Source organism: Streptomyces sp. NPDC051738 (assembly GCF_044453205.1).
In the GTDB taxonomy this organism is placed as follows: domain Bacteria; phylum Actinomycetota; class Actinomycetes; order Streptomycetales; family Streptomycetaceae; genus Streptomyces.
Window position 1 is genome coordinate 406,452 of the sequence record NZ_JBITCM010000006.1, and the last position, 22,912, is coordinate 429,363.

General features: G+C 72.6%; 11 protein-coding genes. 8 read left to right on the forward strand and 3 right to left on the reverse strand.

The annotated features are described in order from the left end of the window. Positions 1-41 precede the first annotated feature (41 nt). Both ACIA8X_RS17300 and ACIA8X_RS17305 read right to left on the reverse strand, forming a co-directional pair. The gene (locus ACIA8X_RS17300) at positions 42-614 is read right to left on the reverse strand and encodes a GNAT family N-acetyltransferase (protein WP_399458611.1); all 573 of its coding nucleotides are present in this window, start codon (positions 612-614) and stop codon (positions 42-44) included. A gap of 11 nt (positions 615-625) precedes the next feature. Continuing rightward, a complete protein-coding gene (locus tag ACIA8X_RS17305) occupies positions 626-1,048 on the reverse strand; it encodes a Dabb family protein (protein WP_399458612.1) in 423 nt (140 codons plus the stop codon). 85 nt (positions 1,049-1,133) lie between these two features. Between ACIA8X_RS17305 and ACIA8X_RS17310 the strand changes: the two genes are divergently transcribed. Continuing rightward, positions 1,134-1,793, forward strand: a complete 660-nt coding sequence (locus ACIA8X_RS17310; protein WP_399458613.1) for a TetR/AcrR family transcriptional regulator — start codon at positions 1,134-1,136, stop codon at positions 1,791-1,793. 298 nt (positions 1,794-2,091) lie between these two features. Continuing rightward, complete coding sequence (locus tag ACIA8X_RS17315) at positions 2,092-3,459, forward strand: FAD-dependent oxidoreductase (RefSeq protein ID WP_399458645.1); 1,368 nt, start codon at positions 2,092-2,094, stop codon at positions 3,457-3,459. A gap of 337 nt (positions 3,460-3,796) precedes the next feature. Here ACIA8X_RS17315 and ACIA8X_RS17320 read toward each other — a convergent pair whose 3' ends face one another. Next, complete coding sequence (locus ACIA8X_RS17320; RefSeq protein ID WP_399458614.1) at positions 3,797-4,207, reverse strand: cupin domain-containing protein; 411 nt, start codon at positions 4,205-4,207, stop codon at positions 3,797-3,799. A gap of 482 nt (positions 4,208-4,689) precedes the next feature. Here ACIA8X_RS17320 and ACIA8X_RS17325 point away from each other — a divergent pair, with 482 nt between their 5' ends. From ACIA8X_RS17325 to ACIA8X_RS17350, 6 genes are all read left to right on the forward strand, one after another. Next, positions 4,690-4,896: a hypothetical protein gene (locus ACIA8X_RS17325; RefSeq protein ID WP_399458615.1), complete on the forward strand. Its 207-nt coding sequence runs from the start codon at positions 4,690-4,692 to the stop codon at positions 4,894-4,896. 288 nt (positions 4,897-5,184) lie between these two features. Continuing rightward, the gene (locus tag ACIA8X_RS17330; RefSeq protein ID WP_399458616.1) at positions 5,185-5,508 is read left to right on the forward strand and encodes a glycine--tRNA ligase subunit beta; all 324 of its coding nucleotides are present in this window, start codon (positions 5,185-5,187) and stop codon (positions 5,506-5,508) included. Positions 5,509-5,669: 161 nt separating this feature from the next. Further along, positions 5,670-6,308, forward strand: a complete 639-nt coding sequence (locus ACIA8X_RS17335; protein WP_399458646.1) for a glycine--tRNA ligase subunit beta — start codon at positions 5,670-5,672, stop codon at positions 6,306-6,308. A gap of 88 nt (positions 6,309-6,396) precedes the next feature. Next, positions 6,397-11,517: an acyltransferase domain-containing protein gene (locus tag ACIA8X_RS17340; protein ID WP_399458617.1), complete on the forward strand. Its 5,121-nt coding sequence runs from the start codon at positions 6,397-6,399 to the stop codon at positions 11,515-11,517. 1 nt (position 11,518) lies between these two features. After that, positions 11,519-14,767 (forward strand): type I polyketide synthase, encoded by a 3,249-nt coding sequence (locus ACIA8X_RS17345; RefSeq protein ID WP_399458618.1) that lies wholly within the window; start codon positions 11,519-11,521, stop codon positions 14,765-14,767. 10 nt (positions 14,768-14,777) lie between these two features. Further along, positions 14,778-22,877 carry an amino acid adenylation domain-containing protein gene (locus ACIA8X_RS17350; RefSeq protein ID WP_399458619.1) on the forward strand — a complete coding sequence of 2,700 codons (8,100 nt, stop codon included), beginning with the start codon at positions 14,778-14,780 and terminating at the stop codon, positions 22,875-22,877. Positions 22,878-22,912: the final 35 nt, after the last annotated feature.

The window sequence follows — 22,912 nt, forward strand, 5'->3', positions numbered from 1 at the left end:
CCGGTCCCGTGGCTGGGGCCGATGCGACGTGAGACGCGGCTTCAGCGCGCCGCGCCGTCGCGAGCCCTGGTCCCGGGGGCGTATGCCTGACGGAGCTCCTTCTCCAGCAGGGTGAAGGACTTGGGCACCCCGCCCGGCTGCGGCTTGCCCTCCTTATGGCCCACGACGCGGTAACCGGCCTCCTGGTAGTAGGCGTTGAGGGGCGCGTTGCCGGCCAGGCAGTCCAGGCGTACCCAGGTCCGGCCCACCGCGGCCACTCGGCGTTCCGCGGCCCTCAGCAGCAGGCGCCCCGTCCCGCGCGTGGCGATGCTCCGGTCCACCATGAGTCGGTGCACATACCCGGCCACCGGCGGCTGCGGACCCCAGGCGGCCTCGTCCTCCCACCACAGCTCCCAGGCACCGGTGACGCGCCCGTCGGCCTCCGCGAGCCAGACCTCGCCACCCGCCATGACCCGGCGGAAGTGCTCCTCGTCCAGTTCCCCCGGCCGCCACTGCCCGGTGATGCCACGGGCGAGCATCCAGCGGGCCGCGTCGTCGCGGAGGCGGACGAGCGTGGTCAGATCGGCCTCCGTGGCGGGGCGGATGCGTAGATCATGCCGGCGTAGGTCATTCACGGCGGATCCGGTCATGTCCTGTCGGACGCCCCCGAGGCGAGCTGTAGCTCCAGGAGTGGTTCGAGCTGGGCGGCCCACTCCGGGTGCATGGCCGCCTTCCGCTCGTGCAGTGCCATGATCGCGCCGGCCAGCTCCGGGGCCATGTCGTCGGAGAGGTCGGGGCCGATGGAGATCTTGGCCAGGTGCGGGAGGATCTCGGGATCTCCCGCCAGGTGAACCGGGTCGTGCATGTACCGCTCCAGGGCCGCCAGGTCCTCGATGCCCACGCAGTAGGCGTGGGTGAGCCCCTCGGCGGGATCGCCCAGGCTCTGTCCGACGGTGGCGAACGAGACCGACTCGACGGACGCCGTTCGCCGCATCAGGGCGAGTACTTGGGCCTTCTGCTCCTCGGTCGTCCCGTCCTTGAAGGCGAAGCGCAGCGTGTGAACGATCATGGGTTCCCGCCCCTCGATTGAATCGTCGACTGAACCAGTTGGTTCAGTAAATCTTCCTGGTCGGTAACGCACCTAGAATGAACCCATGGGTTCAGGAGCGTCAACTGGCGCCGGCGCCGGCGGCGTCTCGCGCGGGCGTGTCGACAAGCGGCAGGCGATCCTCGACGCCGCGTTCGCCGTCTTCGCGCGGCGCGGCTACGCGCAGGCATGCGTCCAGGAGATCGCGAAGGAGGCAGGCGTCGCCAAGCCGACCGTCTACAGCCACCTGAACGACAAGGAGACGCTCTTCCGCTCCACCGTCGAGGCGGCGGCCGACACCCTGATGGCGGAGAACCTCGCGGCAGTCGAGCGGCTGCGCGATCGAGCCCCGGACCATGACCTGCGTGCGGCGCTGACGGACCTGTCCCAGCGGCTGCTGCGGATCTGCTGCGGCGAACGCGCCCGCGCGCTGCGGTGGTTGACCTACGCCCAGGTGGCGCAGTTCCCCGACCTGATCGAGACCGTGCAGGAGCGCACCGCTCACCGCCCCCGCGCCGCGCTCGCCGATCGGCTGGCCCGCCTCTCGCTCGCCAGCCGTCTGCGCCCGTGCGACCCGGACCAGGCCGCCGAACACTTCCTCGCCCTGCTCACCGGCCCCTTGGAGTTCCGCTCCCGACTGGGTACCCGTCGAGTGCCCGCCGCCGAACTGCGTGACATCGCGGATGCGGCCGTGGACGCCTTCCTGCGCGCGTACGGGAGCGACTGAGCGTTCCCTCGGTCATGCCGCCTTTGTTGCGTCGATATGCGTGCGCCCTGGCGAGCACGGAGGTGTGGGGGAGGTAAGAACCCGGTCGTGGAGCTCGACTCGATCCCCCGGCACCTGTGGGGGATCGGGTGCACTTGGGGAGCGCAAAAGGGCTGGAACGAGGTCAACCCGCCCTGCGGAGCGGGATACTGGTGCCTTCTCGCGACGTGGCGATCAGGGGAGCGAATTGGTGAACTCGGTCGGAGAAGCGGGTCGTTGGGGCGTAGGCGACGGTAGGGAGGGGCGGCACGCGGTCGTCGTGGGCGGGAGCCTCGCGGGGCTGCTCGCGGCGCATGTCCTGGCCGGCCACGCCGACCGGGTGACCGTCGTGGAGCGCGATCGGTTCCCGGACGGGACGCGGCCGCGCCCCGGCGTACCGCAGGGCCGGCATCCGCATGTGCTGCTGGAGGGCGGTCAGTCGGCCCTGGAGTCGCTGCTGCCGGGCTTCCTGGCCGAGTTACGGGCGTCCGGAGCACCGCGGGTGGGCATGCCGTCGGACCTGGTGCTGTGGCAGAACGGCCGCTGGTTCCGCCGGCTGCCCGCGACGACGCACATCTACACCGGTTCGCGCGCGCAGCTCGAGGAGCTGGTGCGGCGGCGGGTTCTGGCCAACCCGGTGATCAGCGTGGTGGAGGGCACCGACGTCGTCGGTCTCCTCGGTGACGCCTCGCGTGTGCGGGGCGTGCTGCTGCGGGACCGCTCCGGTGACGACCGCGGGGAACAGCGGGCCGTCGAGGCCGACCTGGTCGTCGACGCCTCCGGCAGCGGCACCAAGGCCTCGCAGTGGCTCGCGGCGATCGGCGCCGAGTCCCCGCACGAGGAGACCATCGACACGGGGCTCGCGTACGCCTCGCGCATCTACCGCGGCACGAGCGACGTCCTCGACGGTGACACCGCCGGCTACTACGTCTACCCGAGCCCCGACCAGGTCCACGCCGGCGGCGCGTTGCCGCTGGAGGACGGCAGTCACCTGGTCATCGTGTCGGGACTGCGCGGCGACGAACCGCCCACGGGCGACGACGAGTTCGTGACGTACGCCAAGAGGCTGCCGCATCCCCTCCTGCACCGGTGGCTGGACGAGGCCGAACCGCTCTCGCCGGCGTTCGGCTACCGACGGACCGCCAACGTCCGCCGCCGCTACGACCTGCCCGGCCGCAGCCCGGCCGGTTTCCTCGCCACCGGCGACGCCCTGTGCACCTTCAACCCGATCTACGGACAGGGCATGGCCGTCGCCGCGATGAGCGCGGTCGCCCTGCGCGACGCGCTCGCCGATCCACGCCGGACTCCCACGACGCGGCGCGTGCAGCGGGCAGTGCTCACGGCGTCCCGGCAGGCGTGGGACATCTCCGCCGGGGCGGACCGCAAGATGCCGGGCGCGGTCGGCAACGCGGTCGACGGCGGGCCTGCGGACCGTGTTGCCGACTGGTACCTGCAGCGCGTGCAGGACTGTTCCCCCGGCGACCCCGTCGTCGGGCGCGCCTTCCGCTCCGTACTGACCCTCTCCGCGCCCGTCACCGCCCTGTTCGCCCCGCCCGTGGCCCGGGCCGTCCTCTTCCGCCCGCCCGCGCCGACCCCCACGGAGCCGCCTGCGGTGCGGGAGGAACCGCGGGAGGAACCGGGAGGTTGAGCGAGGCGGGCGGCACGTCGGTCAGGCGTCTACGACGGGGCCCGCCCTGCCCATGGGAAAGCCCCGGCTGGACGGGGGAGACCAGCCGGGGCCGTGAGTGGTGACGAGCGGAGGGCGGTCGCCTCTCGGCGAAAGGCTCCATGGGGCTTCAGCCGGACGATCGTCCCCATGGGCTATAGGTGGGGCCCGGGGACACTGTTCCCTCCGCTGGCCACATATAGGTGAACGGTCCACCGCCTCGGGTTGTTCCCTGCGCCGCCAGGGTCCCGCTGTGAGGTGGGGCACTTTGCGTCAACGGCTGCGCGTCACCGGAGAGATTTGGAATACCTGCTGGTCATCATGGCTGGGAAACCCGTAGGTGCTGTCGCTCGGCCAGTTCCTCCGCGCCGACCACGGTCAGAACGGGGGTGCCGGGCGGCGCGAACATGGTCACCACCAGCTGGGACTGCGCGTCCGGAAGGTTGTTGGCGCCCTGGTAATGGATCACGTCGCCCCCGGGCTCGAACAGGGCGTCACCGGCCTTGAGTACCCGGGGCGGCTGCCCTTCCAACTCGAAGACGATCTCGCCCTGAGTCACATAGCCGAAGAGCGGCCCGGGGTGCCGGTGCGGCGGCGCGCCGGGGTCACCGGGCGCCAGGGTGACCCGGATGGTCCTGGCCTCGGCGCCGGCCGGGATCCTGGCCACCGCGTCCGGCAGGGTCGTGATCACCTCGACGCCTGGGGGCAGGTGTGCGTGCTCAGCACTCATGTATTCCTCCAAACAGAGACTGTCCCCAGTAAGGACAGGTCTGCCTCCCTGTTTGTGACAGCGCTGTGCGGCGGGACGGGGCGGGACGGGGCGGGACGGGTCCCGGGCCGACAGTTCTACCCTCCGCGGATGACTTCCGATGAGGTGCGCAGGCCCCCGGCGCCGGTACTCGCAGCGGTTGTGGTCTACGCGCTGTTCGCCGCCGTCTTGCTGATCTTTGCTCTGGGTGTCGCTATCGCCGGTGCGCCCGCATTGGCCCTGCTCGGACTCGTGGGGCTGCCATGGCGTCGACGGCACCTCGCCACTCACCGCAGCCGACGCGGTGCCGCCCTGCGCGGCCTCTGCTCCCGACCCTGGAGAGTTATAGGCCGACTCCCGTTACGGGTCCGTGCATCATCACTGTGACGCGTCTGCGCCAAGACGCGAATGCAAAGACGTTTCCCATGCAACAGAGCACAACACCCGTACACCGGAGGGCTTCTGTGAGCGTTCGAAACGTCATCCGCACCTCGGCCGTCGCCTCGGTGGCACTCGCCGCGAGCCTGGCCTTCATCCCGCAGGCGTCCGCAGACACCGCGGTGATTCCGTTCATCAGGCATGCGCAGAGCACGTTGTACCTGGACGCCAGCATCTCCCAGGGCATCCGCCTCAACGACTGCAACGACGGCGAATACCAGCGGTGGTCCTGACAGGGTTCTGACCCGCCCTGTGTCCCGCCGGCTGTGCGCGGGCGGAACACGGGGCGTCCGCATCGCAGTTGGAGCGCAACAGAGTGCGAGTGGCTTGGAGATGTGCCGGGTGAAGCGCAGTCGCCCTCGCCGAAGTTCTGGCCGCCGATGAAATGAGGACGCCGAGACGGAAACAGAGAACAAGGCGTCCATCGCAGAGGTCAAGCATGAGCTTCAGAGCATGGAGCTGATCTTCGCGTCACCGGTCATGTGCCCGGAATGGCTCGCAACGCTGGTTGCCCTTTCGAGGTGGAGGGCGCGACCCGGCCCGCCGCGGAGGTGGGCGGACGCATCGACGTGGAGCGGCACGCGGCATTGATCGACGAGATCACGAACCTGGTCGAGTCCGCGACCCCGATCCTGGGCGGCTTCGACGCGAAGTACCTCGCGCTGCCCGCCGACATCCTCGTCACGGTCATGCGCAAGCACCAGCGCTACCGTCCGGTCGTGGACGCGCAGGGGGAGACGCTGCCGTACTTCGTGGCGGTGGCCAACGGAACGTACGGCCACGACGCCGTCCGGCGCGGCAACGAGGCTGTGCTGCGCGCCCGGTACGAGGACGCCTCCTTCTGAGAGGCGGGCCTGCGGACGCCGCTGGGCGAGATGAAGGAGACGATCCGCCTGCTCCCGTTCGAGGAGCGGCTGGGCCCCATGACGGACCGCACGGACCGCATCACGGCGGTGGCCCGCCGACTCGCGGACGTGCTCGGCGTCTGCAGAGCGGATCGCGACACCTGGAGCGGGCGGCGACCCTCACCAAGTTCGACCTCGGGTCCCGGAGGGTCACGGAGCCGTCGAGCCTCGCGGGCGTCATGGCCCGGGAGTACGCCTCCCGGGCGGGGCAGAGCGAGGCGCTGGCTCAGGCGCTTTTCGAGAGCGAACTGCCCCGCGCCGCCGACGACGCGCTGCCCACCACGCTCCCGGGTGCGCCGGCGGCGCTGGCGGACCGGCCACTCGGCATCCAGGTCGTGTTAGTCGCCGAGCGACTGGTAGACCGTGGTCCAGTGGTCATGCGGTTGCCCCCTGAGTGGTCTCGTCACGAGCCGCCACGCCAGGAAGCCCGGCGTGGGACCGGGGAACGCGATCAAGCGGAATGCCGCCACGCCGTCGCCACCACGGGCCACTCGCGATCAAGCTCCTGCCAGCCACTGCCTGGGCCCGTCCGTCGGCCCGCGCAAGCGGAATTCGGCCTCGGCGTCAGGGGGCGGCTGGGCCATCTCCAGACGGTGTCAACCCGCTTGACAACATCGCGCGGCGCCTGCCAGGGTCAGTCGCCGTGGGTCGGGGGCCGTAAAGGCGATTCGATTCAGGCGAACCGGGGGAAGTGCGACCTCATTTGTAACGGCAGTATTACACGCCCTCCTTTTAAGTAATATTATATTGACTCTCGCTCTGAATGGGTCGACTGAGGGCGCACAAGACACTTATTGAAATTCCAGGAAGCTCACGGGGGTGGCTTTAATGGAAGCGCAAAAGCCTGCCAATAATTCTTCTGCCGACCTGGCCGCCGCAGTGCGCTCCGAATTATCCGCCCAGCTCGGCATGGATCCCGCTGCTCTGCGCGACGACGTCGTGTTCTCCGCCTATGGACTCGACTCGCTCAAAGCCGTCGGATTCGTCGAGGCGCTCGGCGAACTGATGGGCCGTAAGCTTTCGGCCACGCTCCCGTGGGAATGCCCGACGGTCGAGCGGCTGGTCGCGCGGCTGCTCGGCGGACCGGCGCCGGCGGCGACAAGCGCGATGGAGGGTCCGGGGGCGCCCGCGAGCGGCGAGCCCGTCGCCGTCGTGGGCATGGCCTGCCGCTTTCCGGGCGCGGACGACATCGATCAGTTCTGGCGGCTGCTGAGTGACGGCGCCGACCTGACCGGACCGGTACCGCCGGGGCGGCGAACGCCCACGTCGGGGCCGCGTGAAGCGGGCTATCTGCGCGGCCCTGTCGACCGGTTCGACCCGCTGTTCTTCGGCATCTCCCCGCGCGAGGCGCAGGAGATGGATCCGCAGCAGTCCCTCTTCCTCGAAGTGGCCTGGGAGGCGCTGGACGCCGCCGGGCTCGGCGACGGCAGCCTCGCCGGCAGCCGCACCGGCGTCTTCGTCGGCGCCATCTGGCACGACTACGCCGACCTGGGTGCGGCGCCGGACGGCCCGGCCTCGGCCTACCTGGCGAGCGGGCGCTCCCTGAACATGATCGCCAACCGCTTCTCGTACGCCCTCGGGCTGCGTGGTCCGAGCCTGGTCGTCGACACCGCGTGCTCGTCCTCGCTGCTGGCCGTGCACCTCGCCTGTCAGAGCCTGGCCACCGGGGAGTCGAAGGTCGCCGTCGCCGGCGGGGTCAACCTGCTCCTCGACCCGCGGACCACGGAGGCGCTGCAGGGCTTCGGCGCTCTCGCGCCGGACGGCCGGTGCAAGGTCTTCGACGAGAGCGCCGACGGCTTCGGCCGGGGCGAGGGCTGCGGCGTCGTCGTCCTCAAGCCCCTGTCGCGCGCGCTCGCCGACAACGACCGGATCTGGTGCGTGATCCGGGGATCGGCCGCCAACAACGACGGGCAGAGCAACGGCCTGACCGCGCCGAACCCCGTCGCCCAGCAGGAAGTCCTCAGCCGGGCCTACGAGACGGCGGCGGTCGACGCGCGCGAGGTCGCGTTCGTCGAGACGCACGGCACGGGAACCGCGCTCGGCGATCCGATCGAGGCCTCCGCCCTCGGCGCCGTGCTCACCGTGGGGCGGCAGGAGGATGCGCCCGACCTGGTCCTCGGTTCGGTGAAGGCGAACATCGGCCACCTCGAAGGCGCCGCGGGCATCGCGGGGCTGATGAAGGCGGCGCTGTGCCTGTGGCACCGCCGTATCCCGTCGAACCCGCACTTCGAAACCCCGAACGCGCACATCGACTTCGAGGGAATGCGCCTGCGCGTCCCGCGCGAGAACGAGGCCTGGCCGGAGAACGCGCGCCCGCTCGCCGGCGTCAGCGCCTTCGGCTGGGGCGGCACGAACGTGCACGTCGTTCTTGAAGGACGCGACGAGCCCCCGCTCCGTGAACTGCCCCCGGCGGGCACCCCGGAGCCGGTCGGGAGGTCCACCGCCCCACCCGTGGACGGGCCGAACCCGGACATCCTCTTCGTCTGCTCCCCGCACGGGCACCAGTACGCGGAGATGGGCGTCGAGCTGATGCGCGCGGAGCCGGTCTTCCGCGCCGCGGTCGAGGAGTGCGACCGCTCCTTCGTCCCGCTGGCCGGCTGGTCCCTGGCCGAGAAGCTCGCCACGGGCTCGGAGTCCAGGAAGCGCCTGGACGTGGTCCTGCCGCTGCTGTACGCAGTCCAGGTCGGCCTGGCCCGCCTGCTGGAGCACCACGGCGTGCGCCCGGCCTCGGTGGTCGGACACTGCATCGGCGAGATCCCGGCGGCCGTGATCGCCGGAATCCTCGACGTGGAGCAGGGGACGGCGCTCGTCTACCACTACAGCCGGTACCAGTACCAGATGGCCCGCCCCGACCACGGCATGGCCGCGCTGGAGTACACGGCGGCCGAGGCGTACGAACTCGTCGGCGACGACGACCGGGTGACCGTGGCCGCGTGCAACGGGCCGCGTTCCACCGTGATCTCCGGCGACCGCGCCCGGCTCGAAGAGCTGGTCGCCGAGACCAGGGCCGCCGGCGCCCAGGCCGGCATGATCGACGTCGACGTGGCCGGACACGGACCGGCGATCGAGCAGGTCATCGAGGACCTGGTGCGCGACATCGGCGAGCTGCGCCCGCGCCCGGGGCGGATCCCGATGATCTCCTCGGTCACCGCGGAGCCGCTCGACTGGCGTGAGGTCAACGGCGCCTACTTCGCGCAGAACCTCCGCTGCCTCGTCCGGTTCGACGACGCCGTACGCCGGGCGATGACCGACGGCGCCTCGGTACTCCTGGAGATCACCGCCCATGCCGTGCTGCTGCACGCGCTGACGCAGCTCACCGAGGAGGCCGCAGCCGGCGCCACCGGCGATGACCGCAGCCCTGTCGCACTCGGCACCATGCGGCGCGGCGACCCGCGCGGCGGACTCTCCGACGCGCTCGCGGCGCTGCGGGCGTTCGGCTGGCAGCCTCAGGCGCGGGACGAGCGGACGGCGCAGCTGCTGGCCCTCTCCGCGCGGAGTCCGCAGGCGCTGCTCCAGTACGCCGGGGAGACGGCCCGTGCGCTGCGCACGGCCACGCCGGAGACCACCGTCGCGGACGTCTGCCAGGCCACCGCACGGCGCACCGCCTTCCCGTATCGGCTCGCCGCGGTCGGGCGCGATCTGCCCGGCCTGGCCGCGGACTTGGAGCGGCTCGCCCAGGGCGGCGACGCGGAGGCCGCATGGGCCTGCGAGCAGCCCGCGGCCGGCCGGCCCCGGACCGCGTTCGTGTTCCCCGGTCCCGGCTCGCAGTGGCCCGGCACGGCCCGGAGCCTGCTCGCAGAGGAGCCGGTGTTCGCGGCGGTGCTGCGCGAGTGCGACGCGAAGGCGGCGCCGCTGCTCGGCCGCTCGCTCCTGGAGGAGCTGAACTCCACCGCTGCGGACGGGCAGCCGAACGGTCCCGTCCAGCCGCTGCTCTTCTCCGTCCAGGTGGCACTCGCCGAGCTGTGGCGGTCCTGGGGAGTGGAGCCGGACGTGGTGATCGGCCACGGCATCGGCGAGGTGGCGGCGGCGTGTACGAGCGGGGCACTCACCCTGGACGACGGCCTGCGGATCACCTGCCTGGGCAATGTTCTGTCGGACGGCCCGCTGGAGGAGCTGCGGGCGGAGCTGAGCGCGCTCCGGCCGGCCGCCGGCCGGGTCCCGATCCACTCGACCGTGCTGAACCAGCGCGTCGACGGCTCCGGCATGGACGCCGCGTACTGGTGCGGCACCCTGCGCGAGCCCGCGGCGTTCCCGGACGGTGTCCGGCCGCTGCTCGACGACGGCAACTCCCTCTTCGTCGAGATCAGCCCGGACCCGGTCCTCACCGGCGCGATCGACCAGGCCGCCGCGCACGCCGGGCGGCGGGTGACGGTCGTCCCGTCGCTGCGCCGCGACGAGGACGGGCGCGCGGTCATGCTGCGGTCGCTCGGCGCCGCCCATCTCGCCGGTGTCGAGGTCGAAGCAAGCGCGGCGCTGCGCCCCGGCGCGCGCCGCCAGGCGGACCTTCCGGCGTACCCCTGGCAGCGGGAGCACTTCCCGATCCCCGGCCTGTCCGGTGCCGATCGCGAGGCGCGCTCCGGGTACGCGGCCGGTACGGGTCTGGTGCTCGGCGCCCGGCTCGACTCCGCGGTCGAACCCGGGGTGCACTACTGGCAGACGCGACTGTCCGCGGAGCTCCCGGAGGTCGCGGACCACCAGGTCCGGGGCACCGGGGTGGTGCCGGGATCGGCCTTCCTCGCGCTGGCGGCGGCCGCCGTCGACGAGGTGATGCCGGGGGCGGAACTCGGCGTCTGTGACCTCCTGTTCGCCTCCGCGCTCGCGCCGGAGGCCGGACGGCCGCGGCTCGTGCAGTCGGTGCTGTCCGAGGAGGGCGGCGGCGCCTGCTTCCGGGTCTTCGACCGCACAGGCGCGACCCCGGTCCTGCTCGCCGAGGCCGTGTTCCGGGCCGAGGACCGCATGCCGGACGAGCACGGTCCGCTGCGCCACGGCCTCCTGTGCCACGGTCCCCTGCGCCACGACACGGAGCTCTCCGCGCCGGACGCCCTCACGGAGGACGGCTTCTACCGGCTGCTGGCCGAGCACGGCGTCGAGTGCGGTCCGGAGTACCAGCGGGTGACCGCCTTCCGGGCCGTCGACGGCGGCGCGGTCGCGCTGGCCACGCTCACGGCACAGGACCTCGCGATGGCGGGTACGCGACTGCCGCGCGCCGCGTACGACGCGGCCTTCCAGACCGTCACCGCCGCCGTGCTCGGCGGCGCGGCCCCGGACAGGACGGGCCTGGTGCTGGTCGAGGGAGCCGACTCGATCTCCTTCGCCGGCAAGCCGTCCGACACGGTCTGCGTCCACGTGCGCCTCGAAGCGGACGGCGCCGGAGGCACCCGGGCCGACGTGCGGATGCTCGACGCCGCAGGCGGCGACCTGATGGAGCTCCGCGGGCTGCGCGTGCGCCGGTCCGACACCTTGCGGATCGCCTCACCCGCCGCGGAACCGGGCGGCTTCGCGCAGGCCCCGGAGTCCGCGCGGCCCGAGGCGGCCGACGAGAGGGGGCCGGAGCCGCTCACGGCGGCCGAGGTCGAGTCCATCGTGCGGACGGCCGTCGCACGGATCGTGGACACGAGCCCCGAGCGCCTCCGCGCCGACCAGCCGTTCAGCGAGTTCGGCATGGACTCGCTCATGGCGGTCGAGCTCCGCAAGCGGCTGGAACGGAAGTTCGGCGTGAAGCTGTCGGCCAGCCTCGCCTTCAACTACCCGACGGTCCAGGAGCTCGTGCCGTACCTCATCGACAAGGCCGGGCTGAGCACGCCGCAGCACGACGCCCTCGCGCAGCGGCCGCCCGAGCCGCTGCCGCCCGGCTCACCCGACGGATCCGCGCTCCAGCCCGGTGCGGACGACGCAGACAGCCTGCTTCGGGAGCTCGAACTCCTCGAAGCACGCATAGAGGACCTCTGACATGACCGATTCCCCCACCGTCGCGGCTCGGCCCGCGTCGGCGCCCGACGCTGCGCGCATCGTCGCACGCCTCCGGGAACGTATCGAGAAGCTGGAGCGCACCCGCAGCGAGCCGATCGCGCTGATCGGCATCGGCTGCCGCCTGCCGGGCGGCGTCCGGTCCATGGAGGACTACTGGGACCTGCTCTCCGGCGGCGTGGACGCCATCACGCCCATCCCCGCCTCGCGGTGGGACGGGGACTCCTACTACGACCCCGACCCCGAGACGCCCGGCCGGATGCGGATGCGGTACGGCGCCTTCGTCGACGGGGTCGACGAGTTCGACCCGTACTTCTTCGGCATCTCGCCGCGCGAGGCCTCCCGGATGGACCCGCAGCAGCGGCTGTTCCTGGAGGTCGCCTGGGAGGCACTGGACCGGGCCGGACTCTCCCGGGAGACGCTCGCCGGCACCTCGACCGGAGTGTTCGTCGGGGTGAACTCCGCCGACTACCTCCAGCTCCAGGTCGCCGACCCGTCCTGGGCGGACACCTACACGATCACCGGCGGCACCAACTCGCTGATCGCGAACCGGCTCTCCTACCTGCTCGACCTCAACGGCCCGAGCCTGACCGTGGACACCGCCTGCTCCTCCTCGCTCGTCGCGGTGCACCTGGCCTGCCAGAGCCTGCGTAGCGGCGAGAGCGACCTGGCCGTGGTCGGCGGTGTGAACCTGATCCTGTCCCCCTCGGTGGCGGTCGCCCACGCGAAGGGCATGCCGCTCGCCCCGGACGGCCGATGTCGCACCTTCGACGCCGCAGCGAGCGGATACACGCGCGGCGAGGGCGTGCTCGCGGTCGCGCTCCGCCGGCTCAGCGACGCGGTGGCCGCGGGCGACCCGGTCATCGCGGTGATCAACGGCACCGCGGTGAACCAGGACGGCCTGAGCAACGGTCAGACCGCCCCGAACGGCCGGGCCCAGCAGAAGGTGATCCGCCAGGCGCTCAAGTCCGCCGCCCTCCAGCCGGACCGGATCACCCTCGTCGAGGCGCACGGCACGGGCACGGTCCTCGGCGACCCGATCGAGGTCGAGGCGCTTGCGGCGACCTACGGGCGCGCGGACGAGGCGCCGCCCTGCCTGCTCGGTTCGGTGAAGACCAACATCGGCCACCTGGAGTCGGCCGCGGGACTCGCCGGGCTGGTGAAGGCCGCACTGTGCATCAAGCACGGCCGGATCATCGGCAATCTGAACTTCGAGAGCCTCAACCCGAACATCGACCTGGACGGCACGCGGCTGGCCCTTGCCGAGAAGGCCCAGGACTGGACGGTGCCCGACCACTTCCGGCACGCGGCGGTCAGCTCCTTCGGCGCCGGCGGGACGAACGCGCACGCGATCCTCGGCCCGGCACCGGCACCGGAGCCCGCACCCGAGGCCGCGCCCGCCCCGCCGCCCCCGTACGTCGTGGCGATGTCCGCCCGCACCGAGGAGCTCCTCGCCGCCACCGCGGCGGCGCACCGGGACTTCCTGCACGGGGCCCCGGACGGTGACACGGAGTACCGGGCCATCGCGCACACGGCGACCGTCCGGCGTACCCACCAGGAGCACCGCCTCGCCGTGGTGGCCCGCACCGCGCGCGAGGCGGCGGAGCGGCTCGGCGACTGGTCGGAGTCCGGCTTCGCCGCCGGGGTGACCGGCGGGCGGGCCGCCGACGCGCCGAACGGCGTGGTGTTCGCCTTCTCGGCGCACGCGCAGGGCGGCTGGGCCCAGACCGCGCGGCGGCTGTCGCAGGAGAGCCGCGCCTTCCGGGAGACGCTCGACGACTGCGACGACGCTCTGCGCCCGTGGCTCGGCCGGAGCATCCACGACCTGATCGAGGGCATCGACGACGAGCGGCGGATCGACCTGGTCCAGCCGGTGCGGTACGCGATCACCCTCGGCCTGGCCGCCTGGTGGACGGAGCTGGGGGTCAGCCCGCAGGCCGTCATCGGGCACGGGTTCGGCGAGGTGGCCGCGGCCCGGTTCGCCGGGGCGCTGGACCGAGTCGACGGCGCCCGGGTGATCTACGCGCAGAGCGCCGCCGTCGAGGCGCGGCGGGGCCACGGCGGGATGCTCGCGGTCGCCGCGTCGGCCGACCGGCTCGCCGATCTGGTGCGGCGCCACGACGGTCTCGTGGTGGCCTCGTCGGAAGGCCCGCTGTCCGCCGCGCTCTCCGGCCCGCAGGACGCGCTGGAGAAGGCGGCGGCCGAGCTGAAGGCGGAGAACGTCCCGTCACGGCTGGTCAGCCAGGCGGTCGCGACCCACAGCTCGGCCATGGACGCGATGCGCGAGCAACTCCTCGACGCGCTGTCCGGGCTGACGCCGCGGCCGGCCGGTCCGCAGATCGTCTCCACGGTGACCGGACAGGTCCGCGAAGGCACCGACTTCGGGCCCGAGCACTGGTTCGAGAACATGCGGCGCACGGTCCGCTTCTGGGACGCGGCGCAGACCGCGCTCGGCCTCGGCGCCGGCCTGTTCGTCGACCTGAGCCCGGGCCAGCCGCTCGCCAGCAGTCTTCAACGGGCCCTCGCCGACGCCGAGGTCGAGGGGCTGGCCGTGCCCGCGCCGAACTCGGGCGCCGCGGCCGGGGAACCCCTGCTGCTGGGCGCCGCGGCGCTGCACTGCGCAGGCATGCCGATACGTTTCGACACCCTGCTCGGTCCGGTCGCGCAGGCGGTGCCGCTGGTGCCCCAGCAGTGGCAGCACGAGCGGCTCTGGTACCGCGAGCGCGACACCCGGGCCGTGGCGCAGGCGCCGAAACCGGCCGCGCCGCAACGGCGCCGCGCCTCCGCCGATGCCGAGCTCGGCGGGCGACTGCGTACCCTGCCGCCGGCCGAACGGGTGCCGGCCGCCGCGGACTTCGTCCTCGGCCTGGTGGCCACGGCCCTGGAGTTCGACCCCCGGGAACTCGACCCGGACGCGGGCTTCTTCCAGCTAGGCATGGACTCGCTCATGGCGACGAACGTGCACAAGCGGATCGTCGCCGCCCTCGGCATCCCGATCCCGGCGACGGTCATGTTCGAGCACGGATCCGTCAACGCGCTCGCCCGGCACCTGACCGAGGTGGCCTCTCCCGAGGACGAGGGCCAGGACGGGGCCGTTCCCGAGGCCGTCACGGTGCCCGCCCCCGAGGCCGACGCCCGGGAGGTGGAGGCACTGGATCTCGCCGAGGCCGAAGGCCTCTCGGAAGAAGACCTCATCGCTCTGCTCAACGCGGAAATCGACAGTGAGGATTAGGCGAAGGGCTATGACCATCGACACAGCTGAGTCCAGCCAGGCCCGCGAGGTACTGGCCCGGAGCCTGGTGCAGATCCGCAAGCTGCGCGAACGCCTCGACGAGGCGGAGCAGGCGAAGACCGAGCCCATCGCGGTGATCGGCATGGGCTGCCGGCTGCCCGGCGGAGTGCGCAGCCCGGAGCAGTACTGGGATTTCCTGCTCCGGAGCCAGAGCGGAACCGGGCCGGTCCCCTCGGACCGCTGGGACCCGCAGCGCTGGGGCGGCGTGAAGGGCGGCGGCTTCCTCGACGAGGTCGACCGCTTCGACGCCGGGTTCTTCGGCATCTCCCCGCGCGAGGCCGCCGCACTCGACCCGCAGCAGCGGATGTTCCTCGAAGTGGCCTGGGAGGCCCTGGAGCACGCGGGCCAGTCCCCGGACCGCCTGTCCGGCAGCCCCACCGGCGTCTACCTGGGCGTCACCACGTACGACTACACCCAGAACCAGATGCAGCACGTCGTCCCGGACGAGCTGGAGATGTACTGCACCACCAGCAACGCCTCCACGTTCGCGGCCGGCCGGCTCTCCTACTGGCTCGGCCTGAGCGGCCCGAGCCTGTCCGTGGACACCGCCTGCTCCTCCTCGCTGGTCGCGGTGCACCTGGCCTGCCAGAGCCTGCGCTCCGGCGAGACCTCGATGGCCCTGGCCGGGGGCGTCAACGTCCTGCTGAGCCCCGAGTGGTTCCTGCTGATGACCCAGGCCGGCATGCTCGCCGAGGACGGCCGATGCAAGACCTTCGACGCGTCCGCCGACGGGTACGGCCGCGGCGAGGGCTGCGGCGTGGTGGTGCTCAAGCGGCTGTCCGACGCGCTCGCGGACAACGACCGGATCGAGGGGCTGATCCTCGGCTCCGCCGTCAACCAGGACGGCCGCAGCAGCGGCATCACCGTGCCCAACCCGGCGGCCCAGACCGACGTGGTGCGGGCGGCGCTGCGCGCGGCCCGGGTCGACGGCAGCCGCGTCGGGTACATCGAGGCGCACGGCACCGGCACCCCGCTCGGCGACCCGATCGAACTGCGGGCGCTGCGCGCCGCACTCGGCACGCCGGCCGGTGCGGAGCCGCCGCTGGTCGGTTCCGCCAAGACCAACTTCGGCCACCTGGAGGCCGCGGCCGGCGTCGTGGGCCTCATCAAGGCCCTGATGACCGTGCGGCACGGCACCGTACCGCCGCACCTGAACCTGAACACCGTCAACCCGGCGATCGACCTGGACCAGCTGCACCTGCGCATCCCGGTCGAGCCGACAGCGTTCCCCGCCGGGAGCGGAACCCGCGTCGCCGGAGTCAGCGGGTTCGGCGTCAGCGGCACCAACGCGCACGTGGTCGTCGGCGAGCCGCCGGCGCCGGAAGCGAGCGCGGACCTGCCCGAGCCGCGCAAGGACCACGTCCTGACCCTGTCCGCGAAGAGCTCCGCGGCCCTCGGCGAGCTGGTGCACGCCTACCAGGAGCGGCTGGTGGCCGTGGACGAGCGCGAGCTGCCCGACCTGTGCCACACCTCGACCGTGGGCCGCGCCGTGCTGCCCCACCGGGCCACCGTGGTCGGCTCGACCGCCGAGGTGCTGAGCGAGCGGCTCGCCGAGGTGATCGAGCCGGACGAGGACGCGTCGCCGTATGTGCACACGGGCCGGGTGAGCGCCTCCGGGCGGCCCCGCGTCGCCTTCCTGTTCACCGGCCAGGGCTCGCAGTACGCGCCGATGGCCGCCACGCTCTACCGCACCGAGCCGCTGGTGCGCGAACTGTTCGACCAGGCCGACGAGCTCCTCGAGCCCGTGCTCGGCCGCCGCCTGCTGCCGCTGATGCTCGACGGCTCGCTCGACACCGGGCTCATCGACGAGACCCGTTACACCCAGCCGGCCCTGTTCGTCCTCGAGTACGCCGTCGCCCGGCTGTGGCGCTCCTGGGGCGTGGAGCCGGCCGCCCTGCTCGGCCACAGCATCGGCGAGCTCGCCGCGGCCTGTGTGGCCGGGGCGATGGACTGGACCGAGGGCGCGCTGCTCGCCGCCCACCGCGGCCGGCTGATGCAGGAGCTGACCCCCGAGGGCGCGATGCTCAACGTGTTCGCCGACGCCCAGCGGGTGCGCGAACTGCTCGCGCAGGCCGGGCCGGGGCTCTCGCTCAGCGCCGTCAACGGCCCGCAGAGCATCGTGGTGGCCGGCGCGCCCGAGGCGATGGAGCCCTTCCTGCCCGTCCTCGCCGAGGCGGGCATCAGCTCACGGCCGATCAACACCGCCAAGGCCTTCCACTCGCCGCTCATGGAGCCGATGCTCGACGCGTTCGAGGCCGAGGCCGAGAAGATCGTGTACCGGGCTCCGCAGATCCCGTTGTTCTCGAACGTCACCGGCAAGTCCCTGGGCGGCGACGGCTGTATCGGCGCCGGGTACTGGCGCCGCCACGCGCTTGCCCCGGTGGACTTCCTCCGCGGGATGCAGGCCGTGTTCGACTCCGGCTGCACCGTGTTCATCGAGGTCGGGCCGAGCCCCGTGCTCTGCGGCATGGCCTCGCGGTTCGCCCCGCAGTCCGACTCCGGCCCCGACCTGCTCTTCCTGCCCTCGCTGCGGCAGCGGCAGGACGACAACCGGGTGATGCTCAACAGCCTGGCCGCGCTGCACACCCGCGGCGTTCCGGTCGACTGGGAGAAGGTCGACGCGGGACGGGGCCGGCGCAAGGTCGGCGTACCCACGTACCCGTTCCGGACCGACCGGCACTGGTACACCCCGAGCACGCGCACCGATGTCGCGGCGACGCCGGGCTCCCCGGCCCCGACGGGCGCCTCCGCTGGCGCCGCGGGCGGCGCGCTGCTCGGCGCGTCCATCCCGTGCGCCCTGGACAGCCGTCTCTACGACGCGCGGATCGACCCCGCGGCGCACGCGGTCCTGCGCGACTGCGTCATGGACGGCATGCCGGTGGTCAACGCCGGTGTCTACCTCGACCTGGCCATGTCGGCCGCGCGGCGCGAAGGCGTCACCGGGCCGATCGCCGTCGAGGACTACTCGGTTCCCCAGAGCCTCATCGCCAGTGAGGTGTGTGCCGGACAGATCGCGCTCGAACCCCTCGACGAGACGCGCCACGCCTACCGCTTCTTCGCCCGCCCCGAGAGCGCCGGAGACTCCGCCCCCTGGGTGCTGCACGCCCAGGGACGCGTCGGCCCCGGCACGCCCGGTACGGCCTCCGAGGCCATCGACGAGGCGCGGCTGGCCGCCGAGTTCGCCCAGCAGACCACCGGCGAGGAGCACTACACACAGCTCTGGAAGCGCCAGATCTACCTGGGTGGGGCGGCCCGCTGGATCGACCACCTCTGGCACCGGCCCGGCGAGGCCGTCGCCCGGCTCCGGCCCGCCGCTGCGGGCGAGGCCGACCCGTATCTGCTGCACCCGGGCGTGACCGACTCGCTGCTGCAGATGCTGATCAGCTGCATGCCCGAAGGCGGTGCGCCGGACGAGGCGTACATGCTCCTCGGCATCGACCGCCTCACCTTCCACGGCCACGACGGCGGCGCGATCTACTGCCGCGCCACCGTGACCCGGTCCGGCTACGCCGGCGACGTCCTCACCGCGACGCTCGACGTGCGGGACGCCGAGGGCAACCCGGTGGTGTCGGCCCAGGGCGTGTACATGAAGCGCGCCGACAAGGACGCGGTCACGCGGCAGCAGACCGCGAAGACGAACGCGGCGCGCCCCGGCGCGGCGGCGTCCGCCCAGCCGGCCGGAGCGAGCGGTGCGGCACGCGCCCGTATCCTCGCCCTGCCCGCGAACGAGCGCGCGGCCGAGACCCTGAAGCTGGTCGCCGGAACCATCGCGGGTGTCCTCGGAGCCCGCGCCGAGGACCTCGACCTCGACGAGCCGCTCCCGGCCCTGGGGCTCGACTCGCTGATGGCGCTGCAGGCCAACGACCAGCTGACCCGCCGGCTGTCCGTCTCGCTGCCGCTGGTCGCCTTCATCGAGGGCTGTGACATCAAGGGCCTGACGGAGCTGGTCCTCGACGCGCTCGGCGAGCCGACCGGCGCCGACGCCGTGCAGGACGCCGCTCCGGGCGCGGATACCAGCCTCGAACCCGTGGCGGACGAGCCGCCGCGGATCGTGCCCGACCCGGCCGCGCGGTTCGAACCCTTCCCGCTCACCGACCTCCAGCAGGCCTACATACTGGGCCGCACGGACGCCTTCGAGCTCGGCAACGTCTCGACCTACTTCTTCACCGAGGTCGACCTCGAAGGCGCCGACCTCGGCCTCCTGACCGACAAGCTCAACGAGCTGATCGACCGCCACGACATGCTCAGGGCGGTGATGAACGGCGACAGCACCCAGCGGGTGCTGCCCGAGGTGCCGCGCTACGAGATCCGTACCTACGACGTGTCCGGGCTCGACGCCGAGGCGCGTGAGCGGGAGCTGACCGCCGTCCACGACGAGATGCGCGACCAGGTCTTCGACCCGGCCGAATGGCCCCTGTTCGACGTCCGCGCCACCGTCCTCGGCGAGGGGCGCATCCGTCTGCACGTCGCGCACGAGGCGCTGATCAGCGACGCGTGGGGCGCCTCGACGGTGTTCCGCGAGTGGGCGGCGTCCGTCAACGGCGAGGACCTGGGCGAGCCCGCGGAGATCACCTTCCGCGACTACGTCACCGCGGTGAAGGAACTGGAGCAGGGCCCCGAGTACGAGGCCTCCCTCGACTACTGGCGCGGCCGGGTCGCCCACATGCCGCCCGCGCCCGAACTGCCGCTGGCACGCGACCCCGCCACCGTGCGCCGGCCGCACTTCGTGCACCGCTCGCACCGGCTCGACGGCGAGGCCTGGACGGCGTTCCGGGAGCACGCGAAGGCGGCCGGGGTCACCGCGTCCGCGGCCATCTGCGCCGCGTACACCGAGGTGATCGCGCAGTGGAGCACGAACCCCGACTTCACCCTGAACGTGCTCTTCTTCAACCGGATGCCGCTGCACCCGCAGGTGGACTCGATCGTGGGCAACTTCAGCTCGACGATCCTGCTGGAGGTGCACGCGGGCGGCGGCACGCCGTTCGCCGAACGCGCCGTCAACGTGCAGCAGCAGCTGTGGCAGGACCTCGGGCACAGCCGGGTGAGCGGTGTCCGGGTGCTGCGCGAGCTGAACCAGCGGCGCGGCGAGTCGGTGCGCGCGTCCGTACCGGTCGTGTTCGCCAGCACGGTGAACTTCGCCGCCCGTGACACGCGCGCCGCGGGTGTCGGCCTGGTCCAGCACCTGCTCTCCCTCGGCGACGGCGGACACGAGGTCTCCAGCGCCATCCGCACCCCGCAGGTGTGGCTCGACCACCAGGTGATCGAGGACGACGGCGAGCTGATCGTCAACTGGGACGTGGTGGAAGAGCTCTTCCCGGCCGGTCTGATCGACGCGATGCACGCCGCCTACGTCAGCCTCCTCAACGAGCTGGCCGCCTCGCCCGCGGCCTGGCACGGTCCGATCGCCCCCCTCCTGGGCCAGCCGGACCTCGCCGTGCGCCACCGCGTCAACGCCACCGCCGGCCCCCGGCCCGAAGGGCTGCTGCACGCGGGGTTCCTCGCAGGCGCGGCCGAACGGCCCGAGCGGGTCGCCGTGATCACGCCCGACCGCAGCCTCACCTACGGTGAACTCGACACCCTGTCGAACCGGATCGGGCACTGGCTGCTCGACCGCGGCACCACCCCCGAGCAGCTGATCGGCGTGGTGATGCACAAGGGCTGGGAGCAGGTCGCCGGCGCACTCGGCATCCTCAAGGCGGGCGCCGCCTACGTGCCGATCGACGCCTCGGTCCCGGCCGAACGGCTCCGCACGCTCTGCGAGACCTCCGGCATCACCCTGGCGCTCACCCAGCCCGGCGGGCCGGCCGACGAGTCCTGGCCCGAAGGCGTGGAACGGCTCGTGATCGACGACGAGACGCTCGCCGCGCTCTCCGACGCGCCGACCCCGCCGTCCCCCGCGGACCCGGGAGACCTGGCGTACGTCATCTTCACCTCCGGCAGCACCGGAACCCCCAAGGGGGTGATGATCGAGCACCGGGCGGCCTGCAACACCATCGCGGACGTCAACGACCGCTTCGCCGTCACCGACCGGGACCGCGTGCTGGCCCTGTCCGCGTTCAACTTCGACCTGTCCGTCTACGACGTGTTCGGCATGCTCGCCGCCGGCGGCGCGATCGTGCTGCCCGAGCCGGACGCCGCGCACGAACCGTCCCGGTGGGCCGAACTCGTCCGCGAACACGGCGTGACGATCTGGAACACCGTCCCCGCCCTGATGGAGCTGTTCGCCCAGCACCTCGCCTCGCCGGCCGCGCGGCCGACGGACCAGGTCCGCATCGTGATGATGAGCGGCGACTGGATCCCGGTGACCCTGCCGGAACTGATCCGGCGCGTGCTGCCCGGCGCGGCGACGTGGAGCCTGGGCGGCGCGACCGAGGCGGCGATCTGGTCGATCTGGCACCCGATCGAGAGCGTCGACCCGCAGTGGACGAGCGTCCCGTACGGCACGCCGATGCGCAATCAGCAGTTCCACGTGCTCGACGAGCAACTGCGCCCGCGCCCGGCCTGGGTGCCCGGCCAGCTCTACATCGGCGGCGAGGGCCTGGCCCGCGGTTACCACGCCGACGGGGAGAAGACGCGCGCCTCGTTCGTCCGGCACCCGGCCACCGGTGAGCGGCTCTACCGCACCGGCGACCTGGGCCGCTACCGGCCCGACGGCGTGATCGAGTTCCTCGGCCGCGAGGACAACCAGGTCAAGGTGCAGGGATACCGCATCGAACTCGGTGAGATCGAAGCGGCGATCGCGCACTGCGAGGGCGTGCGCGCCACCGTGGTGCAGGCGCTCGGCTCCCGGCAGGGTCCCAAGCGTCTGGTCGCCTACGTGGTCCACCAGCCCGACGCCGACCCGGACACCGGCAAGCTGGAGTCGGCGCTGCGCGCCGTGCTGCCGGAGTACATGATCCCCAGGCAGTTCGTGCTGCTCGACGAGCTGCCGCTCACCGCCAACGGCAAGGTGAACCGCGGCGCGCTGCCCGACCCGTCCCTGGCCCTCGGCGACGCCGCCGGCCGGGCGCCCCAAGGCGAGACCGAGACCCGGCTTGCCGCGATCTGGGCCGAGTTCTTCGACCCGGCGCTGGTCACCGCGGAGGCCGGCTTCTTCGCCCTGGGCGGCGACTCGCTCACCGCGGTGCGGCTGATGGCCCGCATCGAGGCCGAGTGGGAGCGGGTGCTGCCCGTGTCCCTGCTGTTCGCCCGGCCGACCATCGCCCAGCTGGCCGAGGCGCTGGCCGACGCAGGCGGCACGGCCCGCCGCGAAGCCCTGGTGCCGGTGCGTACGGAAGGCGCGCTGCCGCCGCTGTTCTTCGTGCACCCGGTCGGCGGCGACGTGCTCTGCTACGCGGAACTGGCCGCGCGGGTCGACGGCGACCGCCCGTTCTACGCGCTCCAGACCCCGGACGACCTGGGCGCGCCGACGCTGACGGAACTGGCCGCCCACTACGTCGAGGAAGTCCTCGCGGTACGGCCGGACGGCCCCTGGGTGCTCGGCGGCTGGTCGATGGGCGGCGTGGTCGCGATCGAGATGTCCCGGCTGATGGCCGCTTCGGGCCGCACGGCGGAGCTGGTCGTCGCCGTGGACCTGCTCGAACAGCCGGGTCCGGCCGCCGGCGGGCCGCTCGGCGACGACGAGCTGCTCGACTGGTTCGCCCGCGACCTGGCCGGACTGTCGGGCCTCGACTGGACCCCGCGCCCCGCGGCGGACGACGACGAGGCGGTGTCCGATACCGACCGCATCCAGTCCCTGCGCCAGTCCCTGGTGAGCGCCGGCGTGCTGCCGGCGGACATCGGCGCCGAGGCCTTCCAGCGGATCATCGAGCGCTTCATGGCCAACTCGCGCCTGCTGGAGGCCCACCGTCCCGCCCCGTCCGGAGTCCGCACCCTGCTGCTGCGCGCGGCGGACGGCGGCGCGGACGAGAAGACGGCCGCGGCCTGGACGGAACACCTGGGCGGCGACGTCACCAGCGTCGAAGCCGTGCCCGGCGACCACTACTCCGTCGTCGCGCCGCCCGCCGTGGACGTCGTGGCGGACGCGATCCGGCGAGCCCTGCATTCCTGACCGAACCCGGCGAGCGAAATCCCAGAAGAAATTCG